This is a genomic window from Halarcobacter sp. (assembly GCF_963676935.1).
In the GTDB taxonomy this organism is placed as follows: domain Bacteria; phylum Campylobacterota; class Campylobacteria; order Campylobacterales; family Arcobacteraceae; genus Halarcobacter.
Genome location: NZ_OY781470.1, coordinates 2,023,275 through 2,050,269 on the forward strand (window position 1 = coordinate 2,023,275; position 26,995 = coordinate 2,050,269).

Sequence of the window (26,995 nt, forward strand, 5' to 3'; positions counted from 1 at the left end):
AATACCTTTATATTTATATTTTATCTAGCTATCACTATTAAATATATCCCTTGTATATACTTTTTTTCTTACATCTATGATATCTTCAGATAATCTATTAGCAACTATTATATCTGATTTTCTTTTGAACTTTTCTAAGGAATCTATAACTTCAGAATTAAAAAAAAGATCTTCTTTTAACGCAGGTTCATAGATTATTACATTTATCCCTTTTGCTTTTAATCTTTTCATTATCCCTTGAATTGCAGAGCTTCTAAAGTTATCACTATCTGTTTTCATAACAAGTCTATAGATACCAACTGTTTTATCACTATTAATCTCTTCGTGCATTGTCAAATTTAACTTTTCAATAATAGATTTTGCAATAAAATCTTTTCTTGTAGTATTTGCATTTACGATTGCTTCAATCATATTTGATGGAACATTTTTATAGTTTGCCAATAATTGCTTGGTATCTTTTGGTAAACAATACCCACCATAACCAAAACTTGGGTTATTATAATGGTTCCCAATTCTTGGATCTAAACCAACACCTTCAATTATATCTTTAGTATTTAGATTATGGGTTTGTGCGTAAGAATCTAACTCATTAAAATATGCAACTCTCATTGCTAAATAGGTATTTGCAAAAAGCTTTATAGCTTCTGCTTCTGTTGAGTTTGTATATAAAATAGATATATCTTTTTTTATTGCACCTTGAGCTAAAAGATTCGCAAATATTTCTGCTCTTTTTGATTTTTCCCCTACAATAATTCTACTAGGATATAAGTTATCATATAAGGCTTTTCCTTCTCTTAAAAATTCTGGAGAAAACATTATATTTGGGCAATTAAATTTTTCTTTTACTTTTTCAACATATCCTACGGGGATTGTTGATTTTATTACCATAACTGTATTTGGATTAATATCTAAAACATCTTTTATAACATATTCAATAGATTTTGTATTAAAATAGTTTGTTTGAGGGTCATAATCTGTTGGAGTTGAAATTATTACAAAATCAGCATCTTTATATGCTTCTTTTTTATTCAATGTTGCTTTAAAATTTATATTTTCTTTTTCTAAATATTCTTGTATCTCTTTGTCTTCAATTGGTGAGATCTTTTTATTTATCAACTCCACTTTTTCAGGGATTATATCTAAAGCTATCACTTCATTGTTTTGAGCTAACAATAATCCATTTGATAAGCCAACATATCCTGTCCCTGCAATTGCTATTTTATAGCTTTTCTTTTCCACCATTTTCTTCTCCCAAAGTCTTTAAAACATCTTCTGCTTTAATAAGTTTCATACAATCATGGTGACCTAAAGGACATTTTCTTTTCATACAAGGAGCACAATCCAAATTTTTAGTTATTATTGTTTCATTTGGATTATTCCATTGATTTGTTTCTGTAAATTTTGTTGGTCCAAATATTGCTACAGTTTCTATTTTAAAAGCTGCTGCAATATGCATTGGTCCACTATCATTTGTAATAAACAAATCAAGTCCTGCTATCTTTTCTATTAATTCAGATACAGAAGTTTTTCCTGCAATATTCTGAAAATTTGTTATTTTATTTTTAACTAATATTTTTTCAATATCAGAAGCAATAGCTGTCTCATTTGATCCACCAAATATTACAATATCATATTTGTTAGACAATTTGGTTGCAAGCTTAGCAAACTCTTCAGGATACCAACGTTTTGCACTTCCATATGTTGCACCAGGGTTCAGTCCTAAAGTTGGCTTTTTATATGAAAATGGAGTAAAGTTAAGTTTTAAGTTTCCTGCTTTATTTTTTAAATTTAGTTTTCTATTTATAAAATCGTTGTATCTAAGTACTTGATGAATATCTTTTTTTGTATATCTTTTATAGGAAATCGTTTTTTTACTATTAATAAAAAACATCATAAGTTTTGAAGAAAAGCTTCTTCTAAAAGAGATGGCAATATCTACTTTTCCAACTTTTTTAGCCAGTTTTATTAGATTTAAATATCTACTTCCACCCTTTTTACTATCATCAATTATTACTTTTTCAATATTTTCAAAATTTTTTAAAGCTTCTATTGATACATAAGAGCCCAAAAGCGTAATCTTTGCTTCGGGAAAACTTTTTATAATATTTTCAATAGCAGGAGTTGTCATAATAGCATCTCCTAACCATGTGGGGATCTCAATAAAAATTTTTTTAACCATTGTTTTTAATCATCTCTTTATATGCATAAAATTGTGGGTATTTGATTATTTTACCATCTCTATTATCAACAAGTCCGTATCCTGGAGCGATTAATTGATGCCAATAAACTCTCTTAATCTTTCTACTTTTCTTTGCAATATTAAAATACTCTAACATATATTTTGTATAGGTCTCATTACTTACACACTCTTTTTCGCTTGTTGGAGCATATGGTGCTGTATTTGAGATTGGCCAGTTTGTTTCTGTAATATATATTTCATCACTACATTTTGAAGAAAGCTTAACTAAACTATAAAGTAAATCAATTTTGTTTTTTGTATCAAATAAACCATACTGAGTGTTTGAAGGAGCGCCTCTTCTATCAACATATAGTAAAGAGCTTACAATATCATATTTAATATTTTTAAAATTAAACATTGCACTCACATTGTAATAATATTCAAAATCTATAACACTAGGTCCTAAAAGTTTCAGTGTCGGATAATTTTCATCTCTTAAATCTTGAGCACATTTATAAAAAGTTAGATATTCTGAGACACTAAAAAATCCCCATTTTGCTCTATTTATTGTAGATGCAATTTGGTATTCAAAAACTATGTTTTTAAATTTTGAAAAAACTATTTCTAAATTGTTTTTTAAAAGTGTTAAATCTTCAATATTTTCCCTATCTTGCATAATATTTATTAAAATATTTTTTGAAGATTTTTTATTAAAACTTTTTACAAAATCCACATATTCATCGATTTTTTCAATCTCCCATAAAGGAACTCTAATAATAAGATTTTTGACACCCAATTCCTCAACTAATTCTTGCTGAGCATCACCTTTATCAAGATTAACTCCTATTCCATAAATATCATTACTATCAAAAGTTTTTTCCCCTTTAAATAGTTTCATAATCAAAATTGCAATAGGCAAAATAAATAATGAAGATAAAAGCATCTTAATATAATCTTTTAGATACTTCTTTCGAATTCTTTTTTTATATTCTTTATCTTTTATAATATGAGGTTGATCAGAGTATACGTCCCAAAAAAATGGAGTTTTATTCATTCACTAACTCTTTTAGCTTTTTTTCTATTTTAAAATAAACCTCACTAATGTAATCTTTTGGAACAATAAAATTGTTTTGATTTTCTATCTCACTAATAGTTGCCCATCTCTCAAAACTAGCAAACTTAGTATTTCCAAAAAATGAAATAGTTTTTGTATTAACTGCACCTGCTAAATGCATAGGTCCTGTTGAAGTACTAACAAAAATATTTGTCGCACTTAGATATTTTGTAAACTCAATCAAAGACATTTTTGAGTCTAAAAGTTTTGCTTCAAAATCTATATTTTTTGAGATATATTCTTTAGTTTCACCATCATCTGGACCAAAGGTGAAAACTATTTCATAAGCACTATCTTTTATACTTTTTGCAAGTCTTAAATAGTCATCTAAAATCAAATTTCCATCACTACTTCCACCAAAACCTGGATGAAAAACAACTCTTTTTTCTTTTTTGCTTTCTATATTTAATAAAGGCTTTGAAAACTCTAATTTTATATCAGGAAAAAGTGTTAAAGCTAAATCAAGATTATATTGCCATTCTGTTTTTTCAACTTTACTTCTTCTTTGAGTTACCCTTTTATTAAAAAACAATTGTGCAATTTTTGTAGCTGGTGCAACTCTTTTTTTTATTTTAGATAGAAATAGAAGTTTTCCTAAATCTGTATCAATATAAGCACTAATACTTGCATCAAATTTTCGTTTTTTTATCTCTTTTTTAGTTTCAAGTAAATCTTCCCTATCAAATAATATTACATCATCAATAAAATCAATCTCTTTTGCAAAATCAAAATTTACTTTTGAAACTAGTGCTGTTATATTTGTATTTGGATATTGTTCTTTTATTGCTTTAAACAAAGGTAAAGTAACTACAAAATCCCCTATTTTATCATGTCGTGTTATTAATAGATTCATTTTTTTAACTCTTTATTGGCTTCATAAAGTTTTATATATTTATAAAAATTTGTTGCCATATGTGAAAATGCAATTACAAGTCCTGCATAACCATCTAAAAAACCTCTTTTTATAAAATATGTTTTAAAAAAAGAGAACCAACCATTAAAAAAAGCTTTTGTTGGAGAAGAGTTCTTTTTGCCTTTCTTATCTTGGGCAAAAAGAGTTGAATATCTATCAAGTTTTATTATAAAATCCGTAATGTTTGAATAAGGGTAATGTTTTACTTCTCCATTTAAAAGTTCAACTTTCAAATCCTTTTCTAATACATATTCGTGTACTTTATTATCATTAAAAGAAGTTAATTTTCTGTTATAAACTCTAACAATCTCATCTTTCCCCCAACAATGTCTAACTTCAGTTTTTTTGTAATAATTACTTCTTAAAATCTTATATACACAACTCTCATCTAAAGATAGTTTTGATAAATTTAAAATAAACTCTTCCGCTAATACTTCATCAGAATCCAATGATAGAATCCAATCATTTTTTGCATGTAAAGCTGCTTGATTTTTCGTAGGACCAAATCCAGTGAAATCACCCTCAATAATATTTATATTATCAAATTCTTTTGCGATTTCTACTGTATTATCTGTCGTATCATTCAAAAAAAGAACAACATCAGAAAAAGTTTTTAAACTTTTTAAAGTATTTTTTATTGTTAATTGTGCATTTTTTGCAATAATTACTACAGATATATTTTCAATACTTATCATTCTACATTTTCTTTTTTATAATTTCTGACCAAATTTCATAACCTTTATCATTCAAATGAATGCCATCTACTGTATATTTATCCATAAGAAGGTTATTGTTAGATAATTTTGTATTAACACTTATATATATTAAATCATTTTTAATACAATAATCATATAGTAGTTTATTTAATTTTTCCACTTTTTTATTTATCTCTTTATAATCCAATTTAAACTCATTTTTTGTCATATAAAGTGTCGATTGAATAACGGGTTCGATATTATTTTTTTCAATTTTTCTTATTATTTTAATATATGAATTAAAAACACTACTAACACTTTTATTAAAACCAAAATCATTAATACCTATCATTATAAATGCTTTATTAAAACCATTATCTAAATTATCAATTCTCGAAATCAACCCATATTTTTTATTATTAATAATTAAATTAGTTTGATCTGCACTAACTCCTAGATTTAAGACTTTTTGATTGTCTAAAAGTTCATTCCAATAAGCACCAGCTGTTATTGAATCACCGAGCATTGCAATTTTATAATTATGATTTTCTGGTAAATTATTTAATAAATTGTATTTATTTTCATATTCTTTCAAGTAAGAGTCAAAAATATTATTTGCACTTATAAAATTAAAATAATTTATTATGAAAAAAAGTATTAAAATATTTTTGAAATCAATCATTTACTTTCTCTCCACGTAATTTTTTTTTGAAATTCTTCTTGTCTTTGTGTTTTTGACTAAAAAACAAACCCTTTTTTATAATTTTATCTTCATCAAGATTTCCATATTTTGAATATGCTTTTAATATAATAATCAAATCTTCATTTTTCGCCCAAAGTTTAGAAAAATTTTTAATCTTTTCATCAAGACTAAGATTTTTGAATTTCATCCTATTTATATCAACTATTTTAAAAATATATCTATCTTCTTCTTTTTTAATCAATATATTCCCAGGGGAATAATCTTGATGAAAGATACCATTATTGTGTAAATGAAAAGTAAACCTAGCAAAAGCATCAAAAATTTTATTTTTATCTGGATAGTTCTTTTCTAACAAAGGTTCTCTTATGGTTAAATCATATTTAAAGTTTTCACTTACAAAAAAACTTCTTTCAAGCAAGAAGCATTTTTTAAACTCTATATAGCCAATTGCTTTAGGTGCAAATTCTCCAATTTTTAAAGAGTTTTCATAAGATTTTTTTGCTTTACTATCTCTAAAAAAACCATATACAATTTTATTTAAAAAATGTGGTATTTTAAAAGATTTTACAACTAATTTTTCATCTTCAAAATCAATTATTTTTATTTCATTTCTTGCTTTATGTATAGAGGTTTCTGAGTTTTTGAAATACTCTTTGATATTTTCTAGAAACTTTGAATATCTATTATCAATTACGCTTTTACTCATCACTCATCTTTTGTTCATTTCTTAAACTATATTTTTGTTTATTTTTTTGAAATATAAAATTAAATAGTTTTTTATTTGTTTCATTTTTATTTGCTTTAAATAGATATTTTAAAAATATATGTAATTTAAGTAAACCTCTTCTAATAAATCCAAAATGTTTATCTAATAATTTAAAATATGAGATTATAAACTCTCTTTCTATTTTAAAGTTTCTACCTGTGCTTTTCCCACATAAGTGAATCAAATGTGCATTTGGTTCAAAACAAACTTTTAAACCATAATCTATTACTCTTTTTGATAAATCTTCCTCTTCACAATAAAGAAAGAAATCAGTATCAAACCCATTTATATTTTCAAAACACTCTTTATTAAAAAACATGGAAGCTCCACTTACTACCTCTACATCTATGATATTTTCATACTCTTTTTTATTGTTATATCTTTTTTTTGTAGAAATAAAGTTTGAAAAACCTTTTCCTAGATATTTTTCTGATACTGTTGGAAAATATCTAAAAGTTGTAGTTTTATTAATATTTTCATCAAAAAGTTGAGGAGAGATTAAACCTATATTATTATCATTTTCACAATCTTTATATAAGATATCTATAACATTATTTATAAGTAAAGTGTCATTATTTAAAAAAAATAGGTATTTAGAATTGGCTTCTTTAAATCCAAGCATATTACCACCGGCAAAACCTAAATTTAACCTACTTCTTATAAGTTTTATATTTTCTTTTGTTTTTAATATTTCTAATTTTTTATATTCTTCAATAGAAGAATTATTATCAACAACTATTATTTCATAACTTAGTGTTGTTTTATTTTCAACACTTTCTATCATGTTCAAGGTGTCATCTGAGCTATTATAATTAACAGTTATTATTGACACATCATACATATACTTCTCCATATTTAAAGTTATATTTTAACTACAAAATGATAAAATATAAATAAAAAGGTAACTTTCTTACACATATGAATGACTACGATAACATAACGATTTCAGTTATAGTTTCTGTATATAAAGATACTGAAGCGTTAGATTTAATCTTAAATAGTTTGTTAAATCAAACAATTGATGATTTTGAAATTATTATTTCAGAAGATTGTGAATCATCGGAGATGCAAACTTATTTAAAAAAATATAAAGATAATAAAAGAATAACTCATCTTTCGCAGAAAGACGATGGTTGGAAAAAGAATATTGCACTTAATAAAGCTGTTAGACACGCAAAAGGTGATTATCTTATTTTTATTGATGGTGATATAATACCTTATAGGGATTTTGTAGAAAAACATAAACAAAATATAACCCATAGCAGAATTCTTTGTGGTAAAAGAGTTGAGTTAGGAAGTTTTTTTAGTAAACTTATAAGAAAGGGCTATTTAGGCACTTACATAATCGAAAAGCTATATTGGCTATTTCTTCCATTTCTTGCTCTTGATAAGGCAAGACATATTGAAGAGGGATTGAAGTTAAAAAAAGACTCTTCCCTTGAAAAAAAATTAAATAAAAAAAGACCTATGATTATAGGATGTAATTTTTCATGTTTTAAAAAAGATTTAGAATTTATAAATGGATTTGATGAAGACTATACTACACCATCTGTAGGGGAAGATATAGATTTAACTTGGAGATTTCAACACTTTGGAATTGATTCAAAATCAGTTAGATATCTTGCAAATACATTTCACCTATATCATCCAAGAACTTGGAATAAACAAACAGTTGATAACAATAATAAAATCATGAAACAAAAATGGGATAATGAAGAGTTTATTTGTTACAATGGACTAATAAAAAAGCAAAAGGAGAAAACTGAATGAAAGGGATAATATTAGCTGGAGGTAGTGGAACAAGACTATATCCAATTACAAAAGGGGTAAGTAAACAATTAACCCCAATATATGACAAACCAATGATTTATTATCCCCTTTCAGTTTTAATGTTAGCAGGAATAAAAGAGATTTTAATAATCTCAACACCACATGATTTACCAAGATTTAAAGACCTTTTAGGTGATGGTTCAGATTTAGGAATAGAGTTTTCATATATAGAACAACCAAGTCCAGATGGACTAGCACAAGCTTTTATTTTAGGTGAAGAATTTTTAGATGGAGAAGATGCTTGTTTAATACTTGGTGATAATATTTTTTATGGACATGGAATGGATCAACTTCTTGCTAACTCAATAAAAAATGCAAAAGATGATAACAATGCCACTGTATTTGGATATAGAGTTAATGACCCCGAAAGATACGGCGTTGCTGAATTTGATGAAAATGGAAATGTAACTTCTATTGAAGAAAAACCAAAAATTCCAAAATCAAACTATGCTGTAATTGGATTATATTTTTATCCTAAAGATGTAGTTCAAAAAGCGAAACAAGTAAAACCTTCAGCAAGAGGAGAACTTGAAATCACAACTTTAAACCAAGATTTTTTAGATGAAGGAAGATTAAAAGTTGAACTTATGGGAAGAGGATATGCTTGGCTTGATACAGGTACACATGAGAGTATGTTAGAAGCTTCAACTTTTATTCAAACCATTGAAAAAAGACAAGGTTTGAAAGTAGCTTGCTTAGAAGAGATTGCTTTTGAGATGGGGTATATTTCTAAAGAAAAACTAATAGAATTAGCTCAACCATTAAAAAAGAATCAGTATGGTCAATATATGATAAAAAGAGCAAATGAAGGAAAAATGACAAAATGAATTTTATAAGAACAGAAATTCCAGATGTTGTAATATGTGAACCAAAAGTATTTGGAGACCATAGAGGTTATTTTGTTGAAACTTTTAGGGAAGATAAACTTGAAGAATTTTTAGGATTTAAAATAAATTTTTGTCAAGATAATGAGAGCAAATCTTCATATGGTGTATTAAGAGGTTTACATTATCAATTAGCACCCCATGCACAAACTAAATTAGTTAGAGTTATTACAGGAAAAGTATTGGATGTAGCTGTTGATATAAGAAAAGGTAGTCCAAGCTTTGGTAAATATGTTGCAGTTGAATTAAGCAGTGAAAATAAAAGACAACTACTAGTACCAAGAGGATTTGCCCATGGTTTTGTAGTATTAAGCCAAGAAGCTACTTTTGCATATAAAGTTGATAGCTATTATAGTCCAGAATGTGACAGAGGTATAGCTTTTGATGATAAAGACATTAATATTGATTGGCAAATTCCACATGATAAATTAAGTCTTTCAGAGAAAGATACTAAACAACCAAAATTTAATGAAACTAATGATTTATTCGAATATAGTGTAGACTATTATAAAAAATAATTTATTTTCATTGATTTTCAATAGTTATAATTTTACAAAAGGTTTACAAAAATGATAAATATTTTAGTTACAGGTTCTAATGGACAATTAGGAAGTGAGATAAAAGCTCTTTCAAAAGATTATAGTTATAATTTCTTTTTTGCTTCTAAAGATAAACTTGATATTTCCCAAAAAGAAGAATTAGAAGAATTACTTGATAAAAACAATTTTAATGTAATAATAAATTGTGCAGCATACACAGCAGTAGATAAAGCAGAAGATGATTATGATAATGCAAATAAAATTAATAATGATGCAGTAAAAAATTTGGCCCAAATTTCAAAAGAAAAAGATATTAAGCTTATCCATATTTCCACTGATTATGTTTTTGATGGTGAAAATTTTAGACCATATGTTGAAGATGATGAGACTAACCCAAAAGGTGTTTATGGAGAAACTAAGCTAGCTGGTGAGAAAACTATGGTTAATATAAATCCACTAAATTCAATTATAATAAGAACCTCTTGGGTTTACTCTTTTTTTGGGAACAACTTTGTAAAAACAATGCTTAGACTAGGTGAACAAAAAGATTCTCTTGGTGTTATTTTTGATCAAGTAGGTACTCCAACTTATGCAAAAGACTTAGCAAAAGCAATTTTAGATATTCTACCAACAATAAAAAATGAAAAAGTAGAAATATATAATTATTCAAATGAGGGTGTTTTATCATGGTATGATTTTGCAAAAGAGATTATGAAAATGGCAAAATTAAATTGTAAAATCAATCCTTTAGAAACAAAAGATTATCCAACACCTGCAAAAAGACCACACTATTCCCTTTTAAATAAAGCAAAAATAAAAAAAGATTTTAAAATAAATATTCCTTATTGGAAAGATAGTCTTGATGATTGTCTTATAAGATTAGAGGTTAGAAAATAATGGTATTAAAAGAGATAGATAGTTTAAAATATGAAAAACTATTTTCTATTTGTATCTTAACTGCAAGACAAGATGAACTTGAATCAGTAACTGAATCTTTTGAAAAAGCAGGCTTTACAGATGAAAATAGTGAATATTTATATATAGATAATATTTCAAAAAATAAATACGATGCATATGATGGTTATAATAAATTTTTAAATCTAGCCAAAGGTGAATATATTATATTAGCTCATCAAGACTTACTTCTTGATTTTGATAATATTGATGTTTTAAAGCAAAGAATTGAGCAGATGAATAAACTTGACCCAACATGGGCAATATTAGGTAATTTTGGATTTTCAAAAGAGAATATAAATAAAAGATATTCAAGAATTACCGACCCTGGAGTTGATAATCTATTTGAAGGGCCACTTCCAGCAAAAGTAGGAAGTTTAGATGAAAACTTTTTAGTTGTAAAAAATGATGCTAATCTATCTTTATCTAAAAATATTGGACACTATCACCTTTATGGTACGGATCTTTGCATTCAAGCACAAAACCAAGGATATTCAACTTATGTTATAGATTTTCATCTAAGACATAAAAGTGGAGGTTTCCCAAATAAAAGCTTTTATGATACAAAAAAAAGATTAATCAAACAATATACAAATGCTTTTAAAAGTAGATTTGTAAGAACCCCTTGTACCATAATCTACATCTCAAACAATGGGTTTTTAAATAAAATCATGAATAAAAAATTTATTTATAGTATAAAAAAAAGAATTGATAAAATAAAAGGAAAAAAATGAAATCAATATTAGTTACAGGTTGTGCAGGATTCATAGGAAGCAATTTTGTACCATATTTTCTAGACAAATTTGAAGAATATCAAATTATAAATATTGACCTGCTTACTTATGCAGGAGATTTAGAAAATCTAAAAGAGTGTGAAAATGATTCAAGATATAAATTTGTTAAAGGTGATATTTGTAATAGAGAACTAATAGAGTTTATTTTTAAAGAATACGACATAAGGGGAGTTATTCACTTTGCAGCAGAATCACATGTAGATAACTCTATTAAAAATCCAGGAGTTTTTATTGAAACAAATGTAAATGGTACATATACTTTAGTTGATGTAGCATATAAATATTGGATGGATAAACCATTTACTTACAAAGAGGAATATAAAGATTGTAGATTTCATCATATCTCAACAGATGAAGTTTATGGAACACTTTCTTCTGATCCTGAAGATCTATTTACTGAAAACACGCCTTATGCTCCAAATTCACCATATTCAGCTTCAAAAGCCTCATCAGATATGATTATAAGAGCTTATGTGGAAACTTTTGGAATGAATTGCGTTATTACAAATTGTTCAAATAATTATGGACCAAAACAACATGATGAGAAACTAATACCAACTATTATTAGAAATGCCCTAAAAGGGAACCCTATTCCAATCTATGGGGATGGTAAAAACATTAGAGATTGGTTATATGTACTTGATCATTGTAAAGGTATCGATTTAGTTTACCATAATGGGGAAAAAGGTGAAACTTATAATATTGGTGGAAGAAATGAGAGAACAAATCTTCAAATAGTAAATAAAATATGTGAAATTCTGGATAAAGAGGTTCCTAAAGATTCATCGTATAAAGAGTTAATAACTTTTGTAGAAGATAGAGCTGGGCATGATAGAAGATATGCAATAGATGCAACAAAGTTAGAAGAAGAGTTAGGATGGAAAGCAGATGAAAATTTTGATACAGGTATTGTTAAAACTATTCAATGGTATTTAAATAAATATAATTATTAAAATTATGAATAAAAGTAGAAATTGGGTAATTATTTTTATAGGATTAGTATTTATATGTTTAGGGATACTAACAAGTATAAATTATATAATTGACCCTCTTTGGACTTTCTCACATTCAAATAAGTATAATAGTAAACAATCTGATTTTAATGAAAGACAACAAAAAACAAACCTTGTCTATTTCCAAGGATTTGAAAAATATGATGGTATTCTTTTAGGTAGTAGTAGAAGTACCTTTATAAATCAAAATCATTTTACAGATATGAATATATTTAACTTCGCGCTAAATAGTATATATCCATATGAGTATGAAAAATACATTGATTTTGTCAAGAGAATAAAGAAAAAAAACTTAAAATACATAATAATTGGAGCTGATTTCTATAATACAGCTATTCCCAAGAACATAAAATTTGAAAAACCCGAATTTTATATAAGAAATACCACAAAACCATTTTATAGATATAAAATGCTTTTATCAAAAGATACACTAAAATATAGTAAAAGAAATTATAAAAATACTAAAATAGATAATAAAATATATTATGATAGAAATAATATAAAATATCAAAAAAAAGTTTCAGAAAATGAAAGACGGCTCAGATATAAAATTAGTTTAAATCATCATTTAGAAGAACTAGATAGTAGAAATTATATTTATAATGAAAACTATAAAACTATACTAGAAAAAATCAAAGATAAAAATAAAAATACTAAATTTATAATTTTCACATCTCCAATAAGTAGTAATCTACTTGCTTCAATAATACAAAAATCAAAGAGGTTAAAAGAATATAAAAGATGGTTAAAAGAATTAGTTAATGTATTTGGAGAGGTAAATCATTTTATGACGATAAATGAAATTACAACAGATTTAAATAATTATCCTGACGATGATCACTATTATCCATATATTGGTAAAATACTTGCAAATAAAATTACAAATAAAGATCTAAAAACACCTGAAAATTTTGGGATTATATTAAATAAAAATAACATAGATAACTATTTAAAAACCTTTGAAGAGAAAATACTTAAATATAAAATAAATGAAAAACTATAAATTGTATAATTTAATTAAATTGTTTGTACAATAATAATCTTAAAAATATATATTAATCAACAGGAAACTAATTGACTTCAAATACAGATATCAATTTTGATATTATAATAGATTTAACTCGGCTTGATAGTTTTAAATTCATTGATATAATTACTAATTTAGAAAAATTAAATTATAAAAACTGTTCTACTTGTTTTATTGTTAATTCTTTAAATGATTTAAAAAACCATCAAAACTTTAAAACTATTGAAAAAAAAGAAAAAGAACTATCTGAAATTTATAATGATATAATTTTTTCTGCTAAAAGTGACTATCTGATTTTTTTAGAAGGAAATGAAAAACTTATTCCAAATAGTTTAAATATATTAAATGATATTTTGAAAAAAAACAACTATAATTTTATATATTCAAATAATTTCTTACTAAAAAATAATAAATCAATTATCAAATACAAATCAAATATTTCTAAAAATCTTTTATATAGTTACAACTATATAGGGAAGTCTACCATTTTTAAAAGAACTTTTTTAAAAGATATAAAAGGATTTGATAATTATAAAAGTGTAGAAAGTATTTTTTATGATTTGACTCTAAGAATAATTGAAAAAACGAAAAATATATATTTTTTGGACCAAGAATTATTCTATAATGATTTAACATTAGAAAAAGAATTTAGTTCAAATGAAAATTTACAAGTTTTAGAAAATATGAGAATAAGAAATAATCTTAATGCAAATATTGAAAAAGGTTTATTTCATAATTCTTATAGAATAAAATTCAATTTAGAGAATAAACCTTTAGTATCAATTATTATACCATTTAAGGATCAGCCAAAACTACTTCAAAATTGCCTTAATTCTATTATTAACCTATCAACATATGATAATTTTGAGATAATTGGTATTTCAAATAATAGTAAAGAAAAAGAAACTTTTAAACAAATGGAAATATTTGAAAATAAAGATTCAAGAATAAAATTTGTAGAATATAATGTACCTTTTAACTACTCACATATTAATAATTATGCTGTTAAAAACCATTCAAAAGGTAAACATATCATTTTTTTAAATAATGATATTGAAATAATTTCAAATGACTGGATTGAATCTTTACTTGAGTATTCACAACAAGAAGAAATAGGATGTGTTGGAGCAAAACTTTTATATCCAAACAATACAATTCAACATTGTGGGATAAAAGTTGGAGGAGACAACGTAGCTCAACATTTTTTAGCTCACCTAAAAATTGAAAATAACGGTTATGAATATAGAGAATCTTTAGTTCAAAATGTTACTGCTGTTACCGCTGCTTGTATGATGATAAAAAAATCTCTTTTAGAAGAGATTGATTATTTTGATGAGAATCTTACTGTTGCTTATAATGATGTTGATTTATGCTTAAAAGCTATAAAAAAAGGAAAGGTAAATATTTTTACTCCTTATTGTAAAGCATATCATTATGAATCAATTTCAAGAGGCTCAGATAGAAATGGAGAAAAACTCAAAAGACTTCTAAAAGAGCAAACTATTTTAAAAGATAAAAATAAAGATATATTAGAAAAAGAAGATTTATATATTACTGATAATATATTTAATCAAATGCAATTAGAAATTCATGATATAAAAAATAAAAATATATTAAAAAAAATAAGAATATACTCTAAACCAATTAGAGAAAAAATTAAAAAATTTATAAAAGGGTCTAAATAAAATGGATAAAAAATTGATTTCAGTTGCAATGTGTACATATAATGGGGGTAAATACTTAAAAGAACAATTAAATTCTATTATAAATCAAACATATAAAAATATTGAAATCATAATATGTGATGATGGTTCTTCTGATAATACAATTGAAATAATTAAAGAATATTCAAAAAAATATAGTTTCATAAAATTTTTTCAAAATGAAAAAAATCTTGGCTTTGTTAAAAATTTTGAAAAATCTATATCTTTATGCAGTGGAGACTATATAGCCCTTGCTGATCAAGATGATATTTGGAAAGAAAAAAAACTTGAACTTTTTATCAATGAAATAAAAGAAAATCTTCTTATCTATTCTGATGCAATAATCATGGATGGAGATGGAACTATTTCAAATAAAGAATTAATTAGACCAAAAGGAAATTTAGTAAAAGGAAAATGTAACAAAGCTTTTCTTTTTACAAACTGTGTATCAGGCAATACTCTAATGTTTAAAAAAGAACTATTAGAAAATATTTTACCAATCCCTGAGACTATTACTTATCATGATATTTGGATTGCTTTTGTTGCCTCTACTTATGGGACAATTACTTTTACAGAAGAAGCAATGACTTATTATAGACGATATTCTGAACAAATAACAAGTACAAGAGAAAAAAACTATAAAAGTTTAAGAGATAGATTTAATACTAAAAAAGCTTCAAATATTAAATCTGCTAAAGATGCAATCAATAATCTTACTATATTTAAAAAAATTAGTATTTTAGATAATGAAACTAAATTAATAATTGATATATCATTAAAACATTTAAAGAATTTTTCAAATAGCTACTTTTCAAATAACTTATATAGAGTTCTAAAAAAATATAAAGATGAAGTATTTGAAATTAAAAAAGATAAAAAACGTATAAAATATGTAAGAAGATTGAGTTATGGATTGAAAATGCATAAATTAACTTTTTTTGCAATATAACAATTACTTCCATTACAAATTTTTAATGATTTTTTCAGTATAATCTACACTTAAATTAAAAAATAAGGTTATTGTAATTGATAGGGAAATTAATAGATTTTAAAATAAATGGGGATAATAGAGGATCATTAATTGCAATAGAAAATAATCATAATGTTCCATTTGATATAAAAAGAGTCTACTATATATTTGATACTAAAAAAGATGTAAGACGAGGATTTCACGCTCACAAAAACCTTAAACAACTAGCAATAAGTGTATCTGGAAGCTGTAAATTTCTATTAGATAATGGAAAAGATAAAGAATACATAGAATTAAATTCACCAAATCAAGGTCTCCTCCTTGACGGATTAGTTTGGAGAGAAATGTTTGACTTTAGTGAAGATTGTGTACTACTTGTATTAACTAATGAATATTATGATGAAAATGATTATATTAGAGATTATTCTAAATTCTTAGAAGAAATAAATAATGATTAATACAGCAGTATATTTACAAATAATAAATATCATTAAAAAGCATAAAATGGAGAAGGTAAATAATTGTAATTACCTAAAAGTATCATGATTATTTGTGGGAAAAATATAAATATGAGAACAGTTATGTTAGAAGATGCAGAATTTATTTATAACATAAGGCAAAATCAAAATAAAACGAAATATCTTTCAAAAATTACAGGAACAGTTCAATCTCAAAAAGAATGGATAAAAAGTTATAAAGAAAGAGAAAAAATAGAAAAAGAATTTTATTTTGTGATAGAATCAAAAAATGATGAAAGACTGGGCCTTGTAAGAATGTATGATTTCCAATATGATTCATTTTGTTGGGGAAGTTGGCTTATAAAAGAAAATGCCCCAAAAACTACGGCTATAGAATCAGCACTTCAAATATATGAATTTGGATTTTATAAATTAGGATTTAAAAAATCTCATTTTGATGTAAGAAAAGAAAATAAAAAAGTAATATCATTTCATAAAAGATTTGGTGCACAAATTATAGATGAAAATGAACTAGATTATTTTTTTAATTTTGATAAAAATCAGTATGAAGTAATAAAAGAAAAATATAAAAGGTATTTATAAGATGATTCCATTCTTAGATTTAAAAAAGATAAATGCTCAATATAAAGAAGAATTAATTAATGCTTGTACTCAAGTAATAGATAGTGGTTGGTATATCCAAGGCAACGAATGTAATAAATTCGAGGAAGAGTTTGCAGACTATTGTGGCACTAAATATGCAATTGGTGTAGCAAATGGATTGGATGCTTTAACACTAATAATAAGAGCATATAAGGAATTATCTATCATGAAAGACGGTGATGAGATTATTGTTCCTTCTAATACTTATATTGCATCAATACTAGCAATAACTGAAAACAATTTAACCCCTATATTAGTTGAACCTGATATATATACATATTTGATAGATCCTAATAAAATCGAAGAAAAAATAACTTCAAAAACAAAGGCTATAATGCCTGTTCATCTTTATGGTCAAACTTGTGAAATGGAAAAAATAAATCTTATTGCAAAAAAATATAATCTTAAAATTATAGAAGATTCAGCACAAGCACATGGTTCTTATTTTAAAGAAAAAAAAGCAGGTAATTTAGGAGATGCTAGTGGATTTAGTTTTTATCCAGGTAAGAATTTAGGAGCTTTAGGTGATGGAGGAGCTGTCACAACAAATGATAAAGAATTAGCTAGAACTATAAAAGCTATAGGAAATTATGGAAGTAATGAAAAATATAAAAATTTATATAAAGGAATAAATAGTAGACTTGATGAAATTCAAGCGGCTATGTTAAGAATTAAATTAAAATACCTAGATATAGAAATAAAAAAAAGAAATCAAATTGCTGATTATTATATAGAGAATATAACAAATAAAAATATAATTTTACCAAAAATAAGACAAAAAGATAATCATGTTTGGCATTTATTTGTAATAAGAACAGAAAATAGAATAAAGTTGCAAAACTATTTATCAAATTATAAAATTCAAACACTCATACACTATCCACTTGCTCCACATAAACAAGAAGCATATAAAGAATGGACAAAAGAAATTTATCCTATAAGTGAAAAAATCCATAATCAAGTATTAAGCTTACCTATCAGTGGAGTACAAACACTTGAAGATACAAAAAAAATTGTAGAAGTAGTTAATACATATGATTAATAAAAATATAAATCAAAAAATCTTATCTAACACAAGTTTTGTAAAAGATTTAAAAAAATTATATTGTGATAGTTTTACAATAAAGGATAAAATAAATTACTTAAATTCGCTAGTATACTTTTTAACTTCTAATGTAACTACAAAATTCAGTGATCAATTTCTAGAAGAAGAATTAAATAAAATTAGTAAAAGTTTAGAATTTAACTTGTCAAAAGAATACAAAAAGAAATCAATACTTCACGTAATGACTGAATCATATTCAATTGGTGGTCACACTAAGCTTGTTGAATTGTTCATTGAAAATTCTAAACTTAATTACCCTTATCAAAGTTTAGTTATAACTGATCAAAAAGTTGAACTAGCAAATTCATTAAAAGATACAATAGATAATTTAGGAGAATTGATTATTATTGATGTAAATAAATCACCTATTGACAAATCAAAACAACTAGCTAACATTGCTTCAAATTATGAATTAATTGTTTTACATATTCATCCACATGATATAACTGCAAATCTAGCTTTTGGAAATACAAAATTTAAGAGACCTATAATATATTTAAATCATGCAGATCATATATTTTGGTGTGGAGTATCAATATCAGACCTTGTATTGGACTTAACTGAAGAGGGAAGTTACTTTTCTAAAAATATAAGAGGAATTAAAAAATCAAAAATTATTAATATACCAATAATCGAAAAGAAAAGTAATTTGACAAAAGAAGATGCAAGAAATTATTTAAATATAGACCATAATAAAAAAATTATATTATCTATTGCTAGCGAATATAAATACGGGAAAACAAAAAAAGAAATATTAAACTTTGCCAATATGGCAATGAATATTACAAAAAATGTTCAGAATAGTCAATTTTTATTAATTGGTCCAAGCAAAGAAAACTCTCACTGGAATGAAGTCTTTTCTAAAACAAAAGGAAAAGTAGTCCCATTGGGACCAAAAGACAGAGAACTATTGGAATATTATATTCTTTCTTCAGATCTTTATATAGAAAGTTTTCCATTTGCATCTTATACAGCCTTTTTAGATACAGCTTTGTTTGGGATAAAAATGATGAATCTTGATACACCAATATTTACTTTAGACGTGGTAAAAGAAAATAATATATCATATAAATCAATTGAAGAATTAGAAAGTAATGCTATTAAATTTTTAAATAGTGATGTAAAAAATAATGATATTTTAGATTTAAGTAACCATTTAGAAGATAAATGGGGTAAGAATTTAATTAATATACTAAAAAATGATATAGAAAACGACCATCAAATTTATGAATTCATATCCAAAGAAGGAGATTCAAAATATCTTAATTATATAATAAAAGCTATCGGAAGTAATTTATCTCTTATGATTTTTGTAAAAAAACTTCCATATGGACTTCAATTAAAAATTGAAGATAAATTATTAAAATATAAAATCATGGGATATGATGATAATTGCACTAATATTTTCAAAGAAAAATGTTTTAGAAAAAAAACTAGATATATTAGGTATAAAATAAAAAATAAGATTAACCAGCTTATTTACAGAATAAAAAATTAATTTTTATTCTGTAAAAGTCCACTTATATCATACTTTTTAGTTTGTTCATTTAACTTTTTTATAAAAATATCAACATTTTTTGAAGTAACTAAATAATTATTATTTGAAATTTGTTTTAACATCCATAAATTTATATCTTCTGAATAATGAGCTAAATCTTTATAATTTTTAAGATCATGTGTTATTTTATCAACACATTGGAAATCATAAATTTTTATATTTTTATATTTTTTTAATTTATTAAAAATATATTTTTTAAATTTTAAATGATTTTCAAAGTAGTTAGATAATTCCATAATTTTATACTGTCCTACTGAATAAGGCGGATAAAAAATATAGAAATTTTTATCCTTATTTTTTTTAATAATTGGTAATAAAACATTATCAAACTTTTCTTTTAATGAATTTAAATCAAATAATTTGCCTGATATAGGATTTTTACTAATTAAATATAATGACTGCAGTTGTAGTTTATAATTTTCCAAAGTAAAACTTGAACTATATTCACGTTGCCAAGAATATAATGAATTCAAATTTTCGTTAATTTTTTCTTTATTATAAGGTTTAAAAAGAGATTCGATTGAGTTTTTTAAAACGCTAAAATTTAAAAGATATATAATATCGTTAGATATATCATCATCATACAAATATTCAGGAAACTTTTCATTTAATTCGACAGGTTGTGCAATTAAACTAAATGCATATATATCTAACCCAAAAAGAACATTTTTAACATTTTGATTATTAATTGCCGTTTCTAAAGTTTTCATCTCTTCATAAATAGTTCCTCCACGAGTAGCAAGTTTAATTACTTTTTTAAATCCTAAATATTTTTCAATATCTTTTGCATAAAAATTTTCTACCATAGATGAACCAATAAGAACTGAATCATAATCATAATTTTTTGCAAGTCCAGCATTTAGATATCTGGGTTTTTCAGTATCAAATGTATAAAAAAATGCTTTTCTATATTGTTGAAAAGGATCAACTATAAAATTAAAAATAACAATTAATCCCAATCCTCCAAAAAAGATAATTACAAATAAATTTACCCAATATCTATATTTTTTAATCATTATATACCTTAAAACTTTTGTATTCTAAAAATAATTTCAGGTGCTTTAAAAGACCAATGTGTATCGTCAGGATAATACAAATCCTTTACTCTATTATTAATTAAAGTATTAAGTAATATCTTTTTTGTATCTATAAAAATATAATTTTTATCAAGTTTTCTTAAAGATTCAAAAAATACACTATCAGGATGTTTTTTATCAATAATAAACTTTGAGTATAATGTATATTTATCAACTGCCGGCATAAATATTAACTTTATTCCTTTCTTTTCTAATATCTTTCCAAGTTTGTTAAAATTACTATTTAATTTTTTTATATTGTCTTCAGTAGCTTTGTATAAAGAATCAATATCTCCTTTATAGTACAATAGACTATTTTTATCTTTTGAAGTAAAAAAATCATCAACTAATTCAGTTTTATAACACTTTGAACCAAAAGGCCTTTCAACAAAATTGTACAATAAATTGTTTTTTAGTGCTGTAAAATTTTTATCATTTATAAATTTTATATCTTCATCTTTCCCTAAATATGGGCTTCTTTGTTTTATTAGTTCAGAGATTAAAATCTCTTTTTCTCCATTGATTTTAAAATTAGTATCTATAGCAAACCTATCGATACTAAATCTTTCAACTGATTCAATTAAAATATACTTAGGATTTATTTCGTCAAGAACTCCACTATTCAATAAAAGCATAACACTCTCAATGTAATTTAATGTTCTAGGTAATAAAGTTATATTTAAAATATTAAAATTATTGTAAGATGCAATATAATCTTGATAAAAAGGATTTTTTCCCTGTGTAGCTGCATTTGAAAAAGAATCTCCTATTGTAAGCATATCAATTTTTTCTTTTTTACCATTATTGAACCAATAATTAAAGTCAAAATGCTGTTTAGGTAAAGTTATACTATTTTTTGATGGATATGCTTGTCTAGGAAATGCAGAATCTGGATAAAGAGACATTCTTCCTAAATCTCCAGTATATATATTATCTTGAACTAAAAGAACATGACTTGTATATTTAATCCAAGCAATATAGTGAATAGAAACTAATAATGGCAAGGATATAGCGAATGCTAAAACAAATTTTTTATATTTATTAATCAAAATTAACCTCTTTAAAAATTAACTCACTTGCTTTATATGACCAATGAGTATCATCTGAGTAAAAAATATCTATTTCACCTCGATTTAATGCTCTTGATAAAATCTTTTTTGTGTCAATAAATTTATACTTTTTAGGTAACTCTCTTAAATATTCAAAAAATTGACTTTTGGGATAACTTTTACCATTAACTAAATAATTTGAATATAAATTGTATTTATCAACAACAGGCATGAAATAAAGTTTTATTCCTTTTTTTTCTAAAATTTCTGATAATTTATTAAAATTATTATTTAATATTTTTATTTTTTCTTTTGTAACTAAATTAGTATTATCCACATCTTCTTTTAAAAACAATAATGTATTAGAATCATTTGAAGAAAAAAAATCTTTTTTAAGTTTTTCAATATATACATGAGAAAATAATTTTTCATCAGTAAAGTTAAATAATATCTGATTTCGTATAGCTTTAAAATTATTAAGATTTAAAAAGGAAAAAATATTATCATCAATTACTTTTTCAGTTTTAATATTTTTTGTTAATTTCAAAGATTCAAAAAATTTATTATCTGTTTTAGTAAAATCTAATTTTTTTGAAAATCTCTGAATACTATATCGCTCTACAGATTCAATTAATATATATTTAGGCTTCATTTTATCTAAATAGCCCATATTATTTAATATCTGAATTTCTTCAATATAATTAAATGCATCAATAAAAAATCCTTTAATCTTAAATAGTCTAGGTATATTTAAGACTTTTAAATTATTATAAGTAGCTATATAATCTTGATAAAAAGGATTTAACCCTTGCGTATCACCATTTGAAAAAGAATCGCCTATTGTAATAAAATCGACCTCATTACCATCCCAATCAATTAAAGGAATATGCCTATTTTTTAAATTATTATTATCTGGATTAAAATAAGATGGCCTAGGAAAAACGCTATCAACTTTATAAACTTTTCTTGTTAAATCACCTTTATATATCATCTTATTATCTTGACGAACGTGTTTAGTATATATATTCCAAGTTAAAAAATGAAAACTTAAGAATAATATTATTATTAAAAAAAAGAGTTTGCTGAAATTTTTATATATTTTCATTTTATATATTTTTATTATAAATTTTTTGTTCGTGATTATACTGAACAATTACTATTGAAATAAATAAACCAAAAAGTAACATTAATTCATAAAAGAAAAAAATATCACAAGAAAAAGCAACAAATAAAAAAACTAAACTTGTAATATAAGATATATACTTAATAAATGTATTTTTAATTTTAATTTTAAAAAGTGAATAAAAAAGAAAAAGTAACAAAAATAATCCTATTATTCCATTTGAAATCAATATTTCTAAATACATATTATGTAGCCTCCCATATTCCCAAAAACTTTTTATTTGTTTATAGGGATATTTATTCTCATGAAGTCTTTTTTTAACATATTCTTCTTTATCTCCAATACCCACACCAAATAATATATTTTTTGGCTCAAAAATATAAATAATTGCGTGATATGCTAACAATCTATCACCTACACTTGAGTGTTTAATATCATGATTATAAATAACATTTTTAATATCATCAATACCTTGATTAATTCTTATATTAAAAGTATTAATATTGTAATAAGCAAATATAAATAGTGAAAACAAAGATATAATTAAGAATACAACTTTTTTAATATTTTTATAATAATAAATAAAAATTAAAATAATTAATGTCAAAAGAAGTGAAAACTGTCCAGTACGTCCAATAGAAATAAATAAATTCATACTCATTGTAATTAAAAAAATCAAAAAAACTAATTTAATATATTTATTAGAAATATGTTTAAACTTATATAAGGATAATAAAATTGTAAAAGCTATAAAAACACTATAACTAATATGAATCCCACTTAACTGAAATGGTACAGGATTAAAAGAATTACTTTTAGGAATCCCTGTACTCCATAAATCAAAAAAAATCCCATAAGATATAATCTCATTAACAAACATTGATAAGAGAAAACTACTTACTACAAATACAATATATTTTGCTTTTAGAGATGAGACAATAATAATAATAGGAAAAAGATAAAAGTATCCAAATGCCTTAAAAAAGAAATTAAAATCACCATAAACGGTATTAGGATAATTTTTACTCCATAAATATGATAATAAGATCAAAAAACTAATACTCAAAACTAATTGAAAAATTTTATTTTTTTTTATTGATCTTATAATAATTTTAATTCTATTATAGTCAAAAGAGATTATCCATAAAATAATCATAATCTTAATAAGTTCTTTTGTAATAGTATATTCAAAAGGAATAATGAAAGCATATATTATAATTATAAAATTAAGTAATAAGTTGATATTCTCACGAAGTGTTAAAATATTTTGTCTGATATTAATCAAATTTTACCTTCTCAAATATAGCTTTACTTGCTTTATAAGACCAATGGGTATCATCAGAATAAAATATATCTTTTTCACCTTTCTTTAACTCTTCAAATAAAATCTTTTTTGTATCAATAAAAATATAATCTTTTGGAAGTTCTCTTAAATATTTAAAAAAAGTACTTTGAGGATACTTGTTATTTTTTATAAAACTTGAATACAAATCATACTTATCAACTGCAGGCATAAAATAAAGTTTAATATTTTTCTTTTTTAAAAGATTTGCAACTTTGTTAATATTATCATTAAGAATAATCATATTTTCTTTAGTTGCCATATGCAATCTTTTAATATCATCTTTATATGTCAAAAGTGTATTTGATTTTTTTGAAGTAAAAAGTTCTTTAGTTAATTCATGTTTATAAACATTTGAAGAATATGCATTATCTTTAAAGTTATAAAGAATATTATATTTAATAGCATTAAAATTTAAATTACTAATAAATGTACGATTATCATCATCTTTAGGCTTACCATGAAACATATTAAAACTATCAGCAAGTTTTTTATCTATTTCATCAATAGGTAAGGTTAAACTTAAATCAGTTTTCATAGTAAATCTTCTTACAGCTTCTCTTTCAACCGATTCTATTAAAATATATTTTACATTTACTTTATCAAAAAAACCACTGTTATAAAGAATAATAATACTATTTAAATAATTATCATTTTTTGCTAATTGTTTTATATTTAAAACTCTAAAATCATTATATGAGGCAAGATAGTCTTGATAAAATGTATTTTTACCTCCCCCTCCGCCATTAGAGAAAGAATCTCCTAAAGTTATAACATCTACATCTTTACCATCCCACTCATCAGATTCAATATGTTGTTTTGGTAAAGTTATTTCTGCATTTCTAGGGAAAAGACTATCTTTTAAATAAGACATTCTTCCCAAATCTCCAACATTATAGTTTTCAGGAAATACATATTTTGTATACATATTCCATGTAACTAAGTGAAAAGAAATTAGAAGTATTAAGACTAAAATAAATCCATATACAAATCTTTTATAATTAAACAAACTATATCCTAGAAGTTAAAGTATAAAAATTCAGATAGTTTATTCATATTTGAAACTGTATAACAAATTAAAATAACACTGTAAATTAAATACCAGATATTTGGTTTAAATGTATCTTTTAATTGCATTGCATTTTTCATAAATACAGTAATAATAAGTGCAACAGCGATCCAAGTAAAACTTTTATTTCCATTTATGTGAATTAGCCATTGCCCAAAGTCTACTCCATGCTCTTTTAAAAAGTCTAGCTTTTCAGCATATTTTTGAGACATCACAATTCCATTTAATCCAACCATACCTTTTAAAACTTTTATTGCATCTTCCCATTCTTTTGCTCTAAAAAATACCCATGTAACATTTACAAAGTTAAAAGTAATGAACCATGCCAATACTTTTGGCATATTAAATCCTAAACTTTTCCAGAATCTATGTATACCTAAGGCTGCTCCATGAAGGAATCCCCAAAAAATAAAAGTCCATCCTGCTCCATGCCAAAGTCCACCTAATACGAATGTTATCATCAGGTTATTATATGTTTGAAAATTTCCTTTTCTATTCCCACCTAAAGGAATATAAATATAATCTCTTAAAAATCTTCCTAAAGTGATATGCCATCTTCTCCAGAAATCTTGAATATCTAAAGACTTATATGGTGAATTAAAGTTTATTGGAAGTTTGATATTAAAAAGTAATGCAGCCCCAACTGCCATATCACAGTATCCACTAAAGTCAAAATATAGTTGAAAAGTATATGAAAGTGAAGTTGACCAAGCTTCAAATAATTCTAAGGTTAAAGCATTATCAAATCCTGCTGTTGCCCAGATTGCAAACTGATCTGCTATTATAACTTTTTTAAACAATCCTATTGAAAAAATAAACAAGCCCATTGCTATATGTTTATAGTTTTTTACAAGATTCCATCTACTTGCAAATTGTGGCATCATCTCTTTATGGTGCACAATAGGTCCTGCTATTAATTGAGGGAAAAAGGTTACGAACAATGCGTAGTTTAGGAAATCATATTCGCTAGTTTCACCTCTATAACTATCTACTAAATATGCTATTTGTTGGAAAGTAAAAAAAGAGATTGCTAAAGGTAAAGCTAGATGAAGAAGTTCTATATCTCCATTAGTTACCATATTTAGGTTATTTATAAAAAAGTCTGCATATTTAAAATATCCTAGCAAAGACAAGTTTGCTATTACACCTACAGTTAATAAAGTTTTTTTTGATATTTTTACTTTTTTAAAGTTATCATTTAAAGAGTTCCCCACTATATAATTAAACAACATTGAGCTTAATATTAAGGGTAAGTATATTGGATTCCACCAGCTATAGAAAAACAAACTTGCAAATACTAAAAAACCTTTTGCTCCTACAACTAATCTTTTACTTAGCAAAAAGTAATATACAAAAAACGTGATTGGTAAAAATACAAATATAAACTCGTAACTGTTGAATAACATCTAAAATGTCCTTATAAAAATTAGGACATTATTATATTAAAAAAAATATTTAAATCACATAA

General features: G+C 24.4%; 27 protein-coding genes. 13 read left to right on the forward strand and 14 right to left on the reverse strand.

Features of this window, described 5'->3' with window-relative positions:
• Nucleotides 1-24: 24 nt before the first annotated feature.
• The 8 genes from ACKU4C_RS09890 to ACKU4C_RS09925 are packed head-to-tail and all read right to left on the reverse strand — an operon-like array spanning nt 25 to nt 7,211.
• On the reverse strand, nt 25-1,242 hold the full coding sequence (locus tag ACKU4C_RS09890) for a nucleotide sugar dehydrogenase (protein ID WP_321311705.1): 1,218 nt from the start codon (nt 1,240-1,242) through the stop codon (nt 25-27).
• A complete protein-coding gene (gene waaF, locus ACKU4C_RS09895) occupies nt 1,220-2,179 on the reverse strand; it encodes a lipopolysaccharide heptosyltransferase II (protein ID WP_321311706.1) in 960 nt (319 codons plus the stop codon). Before waaF ends, ACKU4C_RS09890 begins: the two co-directional genes overlap by 23 nt.
• Entirely contained in the window at nt 2,172-3,233 is a 1,062-nt protein-coding gene (locus tag ACKU4C_RS09900) for a hypothetical protein (RefSeq protein ID WP_321311707.1), read from the reverse strand. The genes waaF and ACKU4C_RS09900 overlap by 8 nt, the downstream gene beginning before the upstream one ends.
• Nucleotides 3,226-4,146 (reverse strand): glycosyltransferase family 9 protein, encoded by a 921-nt coding sequence (locus ACKU4C_RS09905; protein ID WP_321311708.1) that lies wholly within the window; start codon nt 4,144-4,146, stop codon nt 3,226-3,228. Before ACKU4C_RS09905 ends, ACKU4C_RS09900 begins: the two co-directional genes overlap by 8 nt.
• The gene (locus ACKU4C_RS09910) at nt 4,143-4,901 is read right to left on the reverse strand and encodes a glycosyltransferase family 2 protein (protein ID WP_321311709.1); all 759 of its coding nucleotides are present in this window, start codon (nt 4,899-4,901) and stop codon (nt 4,143-4,145) included. The genes ACKU4C_RS09905 and ACKU4C_RS09910 overlap by 4 nt, the downstream gene beginning before the upstream one ends.
• Nucleotide 4,902: 1 nt before the next feature.
• A complete protein-coding gene (locus ACKU4C_RS09915; protein ID WP_321311710.1) occupies nt 4,903-5,583 on the reverse strand; it encodes a GDSL-type esterase/lipase family protein in 681 nt (226 codons plus the stop codon).
• Complete coding sequence (locus tag ACKU4C_RS09920) at nt 5,576-6,310, reverse strand: hypothetical protein (protein ID WP_321311711.1); 735 nt, start codon at nt 6,308-6,310, stop codon at nt 5,576-5,578. Before ACKU4C_RS09920 ends, ACKU4C_RS09915 begins: the two co-directional genes overlap by 8 nt.
• Nucleotides 6,303-7,211, reverse strand: a complete 909-nt coding sequence (locus tag ACKU4C_RS09925; RefSeq protein WP_321311712.1) for a glycosyltransferase family 2 protein — start codon at nt 7,209-7,211, stop codon at nt 6,303-6,305. The genes ACKU4C_RS09920 and ACKU4C_RS09925 overlap by 8 nt, the downstream gene beginning before the upstream one ends.
• A 77-nt stretch (nt 7,212-7,288) precedes the next feature.
• Between ACKU4C_RS09925 and ACKU4C_RS09930 the strand changes: the two genes are divergently transcribed.
• The 13 genes from ACKU4C_RS09930 to ACKU4C_RS09990 all read left to right on the forward strand — a co-directional run bounded on the left by ACKU4C_RS09930 (nt 7,289) and on the right by ACKU4C_RS09990 (nt 19,808).
• Nucleotides 7,289-8,140: a glycosyltransferase gene (locus ACKU4C_RS09930; protein ID WP_321311713.1), complete on the forward strand. Its 852-nt coding sequence runs from the start codon at nt 7,289-7,291 to the stop codon at nt 8,138-8,140.
• The gene (rfbA, locus tag ACKU4C_RS09935) at nt 8,137-9,027 is read left to right on the forward strand and encodes a glucose-1-phosphate thymidylyltransferase RfbA (RefSeq protein WP_321311714.1); all 891 of its coding nucleotides are present in this window, start codon (nt 8,137-8,139) and stop codon (nt 9,025-9,027) included. The genes ACKU4C_RS09930 and rfbA overlap by 4 nt, the downstream gene beginning before the upstream one ends.
• Nucleotides 9,024-9,602 carry a dTDP-4-dehydrorhamnose 3,5-epimerase gene (rfbC, locus tag ACKU4C_RS09940; protein ID WP_321311715.1) on the forward strand — a complete coding sequence of 193 codons (579 nt, stop codon included), beginning with the start codon at nt 9,024-9,026 and terminating at the stop codon, nt 9,600-9,602. Before rfbA ends, rfbC begins: the two co-directional genes overlap by 4 nt.
• Before the next feature lie 51 nt (nt 9,603-9,653).
• Entirely contained in the window at nt 9,654-10,520 is an 867-nt protein-coding gene (gene rfbD, locus ACKU4C_RS09945; protein WP_321311716.1) for a dTDP-4-dehydrorhamnose reductase, read from the forward strand.
• Complete coding sequence (locus ACKU4C_RS09950) at nt 10,520-11,311, forward strand: hypothetical protein (protein ID WP_321311717.1); 792 nt, start codon at nt 10,520-10,522, stop codon at nt 11,309-11,311. Before rfbD ends, ACKU4C_RS09950 begins: the two co-directional genes overlap by 1 nt.
• Complete coding sequence (gene rfbB, locus ACKU4C_RS09955) at nt 11,308-12,324, forward strand: dTDP-glucose 4,6-dehydratase (protein WP_321311718.1); 1,017 nt, start codon at nt 11,308-11,310, stop codon at nt 12,322-12,324. Before ACKU4C_RS09950 ends, rfbB begins: the two co-directional genes overlap by 4 nt.
• A 4-nt stretch (nt 12,325-12,328) precedes the next feature.
• Nucleotides 12,329-13,387 (forward strand): hypothetical protein, encoded by a 1,059-nt coding sequence (locus tag ACKU4C_RS09960; RefSeq protein ID WP_321311719.1) that lies wholly within the window; start codon nt 12,329-12,331, stop codon nt 13,385-13,387.
• Between the two features lie 71 nt (nt 13,388-13,458).
• Nucleotides 13,459-15,096 carry a glycosyltransferase gene (locus ACKU4C_RS09965; protein WP_321311720.1) on the forward strand — a complete coding sequence of 546 codons (1,638 nt, stop codon included), beginning with the start codon at nt 13,459-13,461 and terminating at the stop codon, nt 15,094-15,096.
• A 1-nt stretch (nt 15,097) separates the two neighbouring features.
• Nucleotides 15,098-16,063 carry a glycosyltransferase family 2 protein gene (locus ACKU4C_RS09970; protein WP_321311721.1) on the forward strand — a complete coding sequence of 322 codons (966 nt, stop codon included), beginning with the start codon at nt 15,098-15,100 and terminating at the stop codon, nt 16,061-16,063.
• 77 nt (nt 16,064-16,140) lie between these two features.
• The gene (locus tag ACKU4C_RS09975; protein WP_321311722.1) at nt 16,141-16,542 is read left to right on the forward strand and encodes an FdtA/QdtA family cupin domain-containing protein; all 402 of its coding nucleotides are present in this window, start codon (nt 16,141-16,143) and stop codon (nt 16,540-16,542) included.
• A gap of 111 nt (nt 16,543-16,653) precedes the next feature.
• Nucleotides 16,654-17,145, forward strand: coding sequence for a GNAT family N-acetyltransferase (locus ACKU4C_RS09980; protein ID WP_321311723.1), 492 nt, complete (start codon nt 16,654-16,656; stop codon nt 17,143-17,145).
• A 1-nt stretch (nt 17,146) separates the two neighbouring features.
• Entirely contained in the window at nt 17,147-18,247 is a 1,101-nt protein-coding gene (locus ACKU4C_RS09985; RefSeq protein ID WP_321311724.1) for a DegT/DnrJ/EryC1/StrS family aminotransferase, read from the forward strand.
• Nucleotides 18,240-19,808: a hypothetical protein gene (locus ACKU4C_RS09990; protein WP_321311725.1), complete on the forward strand. Its 1,569-nt coding sequence runs from the start codon at nt 18,240-18,242 to the stop codon at nt 19,806-19,808. The genes ACKU4C_RS09985 and ACKU4C_RS09990 overlap by 8 nt, the downstream gene beginning before the upstream one ends.
• Here the strand turns inward: ACKU4C_RS09990 and ACKU4C_RS09995 are convergent.
• From ACKU4C_RS09995 to ACKU4C_RS10020, 6 genes are all read right to left on the reverse strand, one after another.
• A complete protein-coding gene (locus ACKU4C_RS09995) occupies nt 19,805-20,884 on the reverse strand; it encodes a hypothetical protein (protein WP_321311726.1) in 1,080 nt (359 codons plus the stop codon). The two genes, ACKU4C_RS09990 and ACKU4C_RS09995, sit on opposite strands and share 4 nt — an antisense overlap.
• 8 nt (nt 20,885-20,892) lie before the next feature.
• The gene (locus tag ACKU4C_RS10000; protein ID WP_321311727.1) at nt 20,893-21,993 is read right to left on the reverse strand and encodes a hypothetical protein; all 1,101 of its coding nucleotides are present in this window, start codon (nt 21,991-21,993) and stop codon (nt 20,893-20,895) included.
• A complete protein-coding gene (locus tag ACKU4C_RS10005; protein ID WP_321311728.1) occupies nt 21,986-22,984 on the reverse strand; it encodes an alginate O-acetyltransferase AlgX-related protein in 999 nt (332 codons plus the stop codon). The genes ACKU4C_RS10000 and ACKU4C_RS10005 overlap by 8 nt, the downstream gene beginning before the upstream one ends.
• 115 nt (nt 22,985-23,099) lie before the next feature.
• On the reverse strand, nt 23,100-23,996 hold the full coding sequence (locus tag ACKU4C_RS10010) for an O-antigen ligase family protein (protein ID WP_321311729.1): 897 nt from the start codon (nt 23,994-23,996) through the stop codon (nt 23,100-23,102).
• Nucleotides 23,997-24,393: 397 nt separating this feature from the next.
• Complete coding sequence (locus ACKU4C_RS10015; protein ID WP_321311730.1) at nt 24,394-25,467, reverse strand: hypothetical protein; 1,074 nt, start codon at nt 25,465-25,467, stop codon at nt 24,394-24,396.
• An 8-nt stretch (nt 25,468-25,475) separates the two neighbouring features.
• Nucleotides 25,476-26,933, reverse strand: a complete 1,458-nt coding sequence (locus tag ACKU4C_RS10020; protein ID WP_321311731.1) for an MBOAT family protein — start codon at nt 26,931-26,933, stop codon at nt 25,476-25,478.
• Between the last annotated feature and the right edge of the window lie 62 nt (nt 26,934-26,995).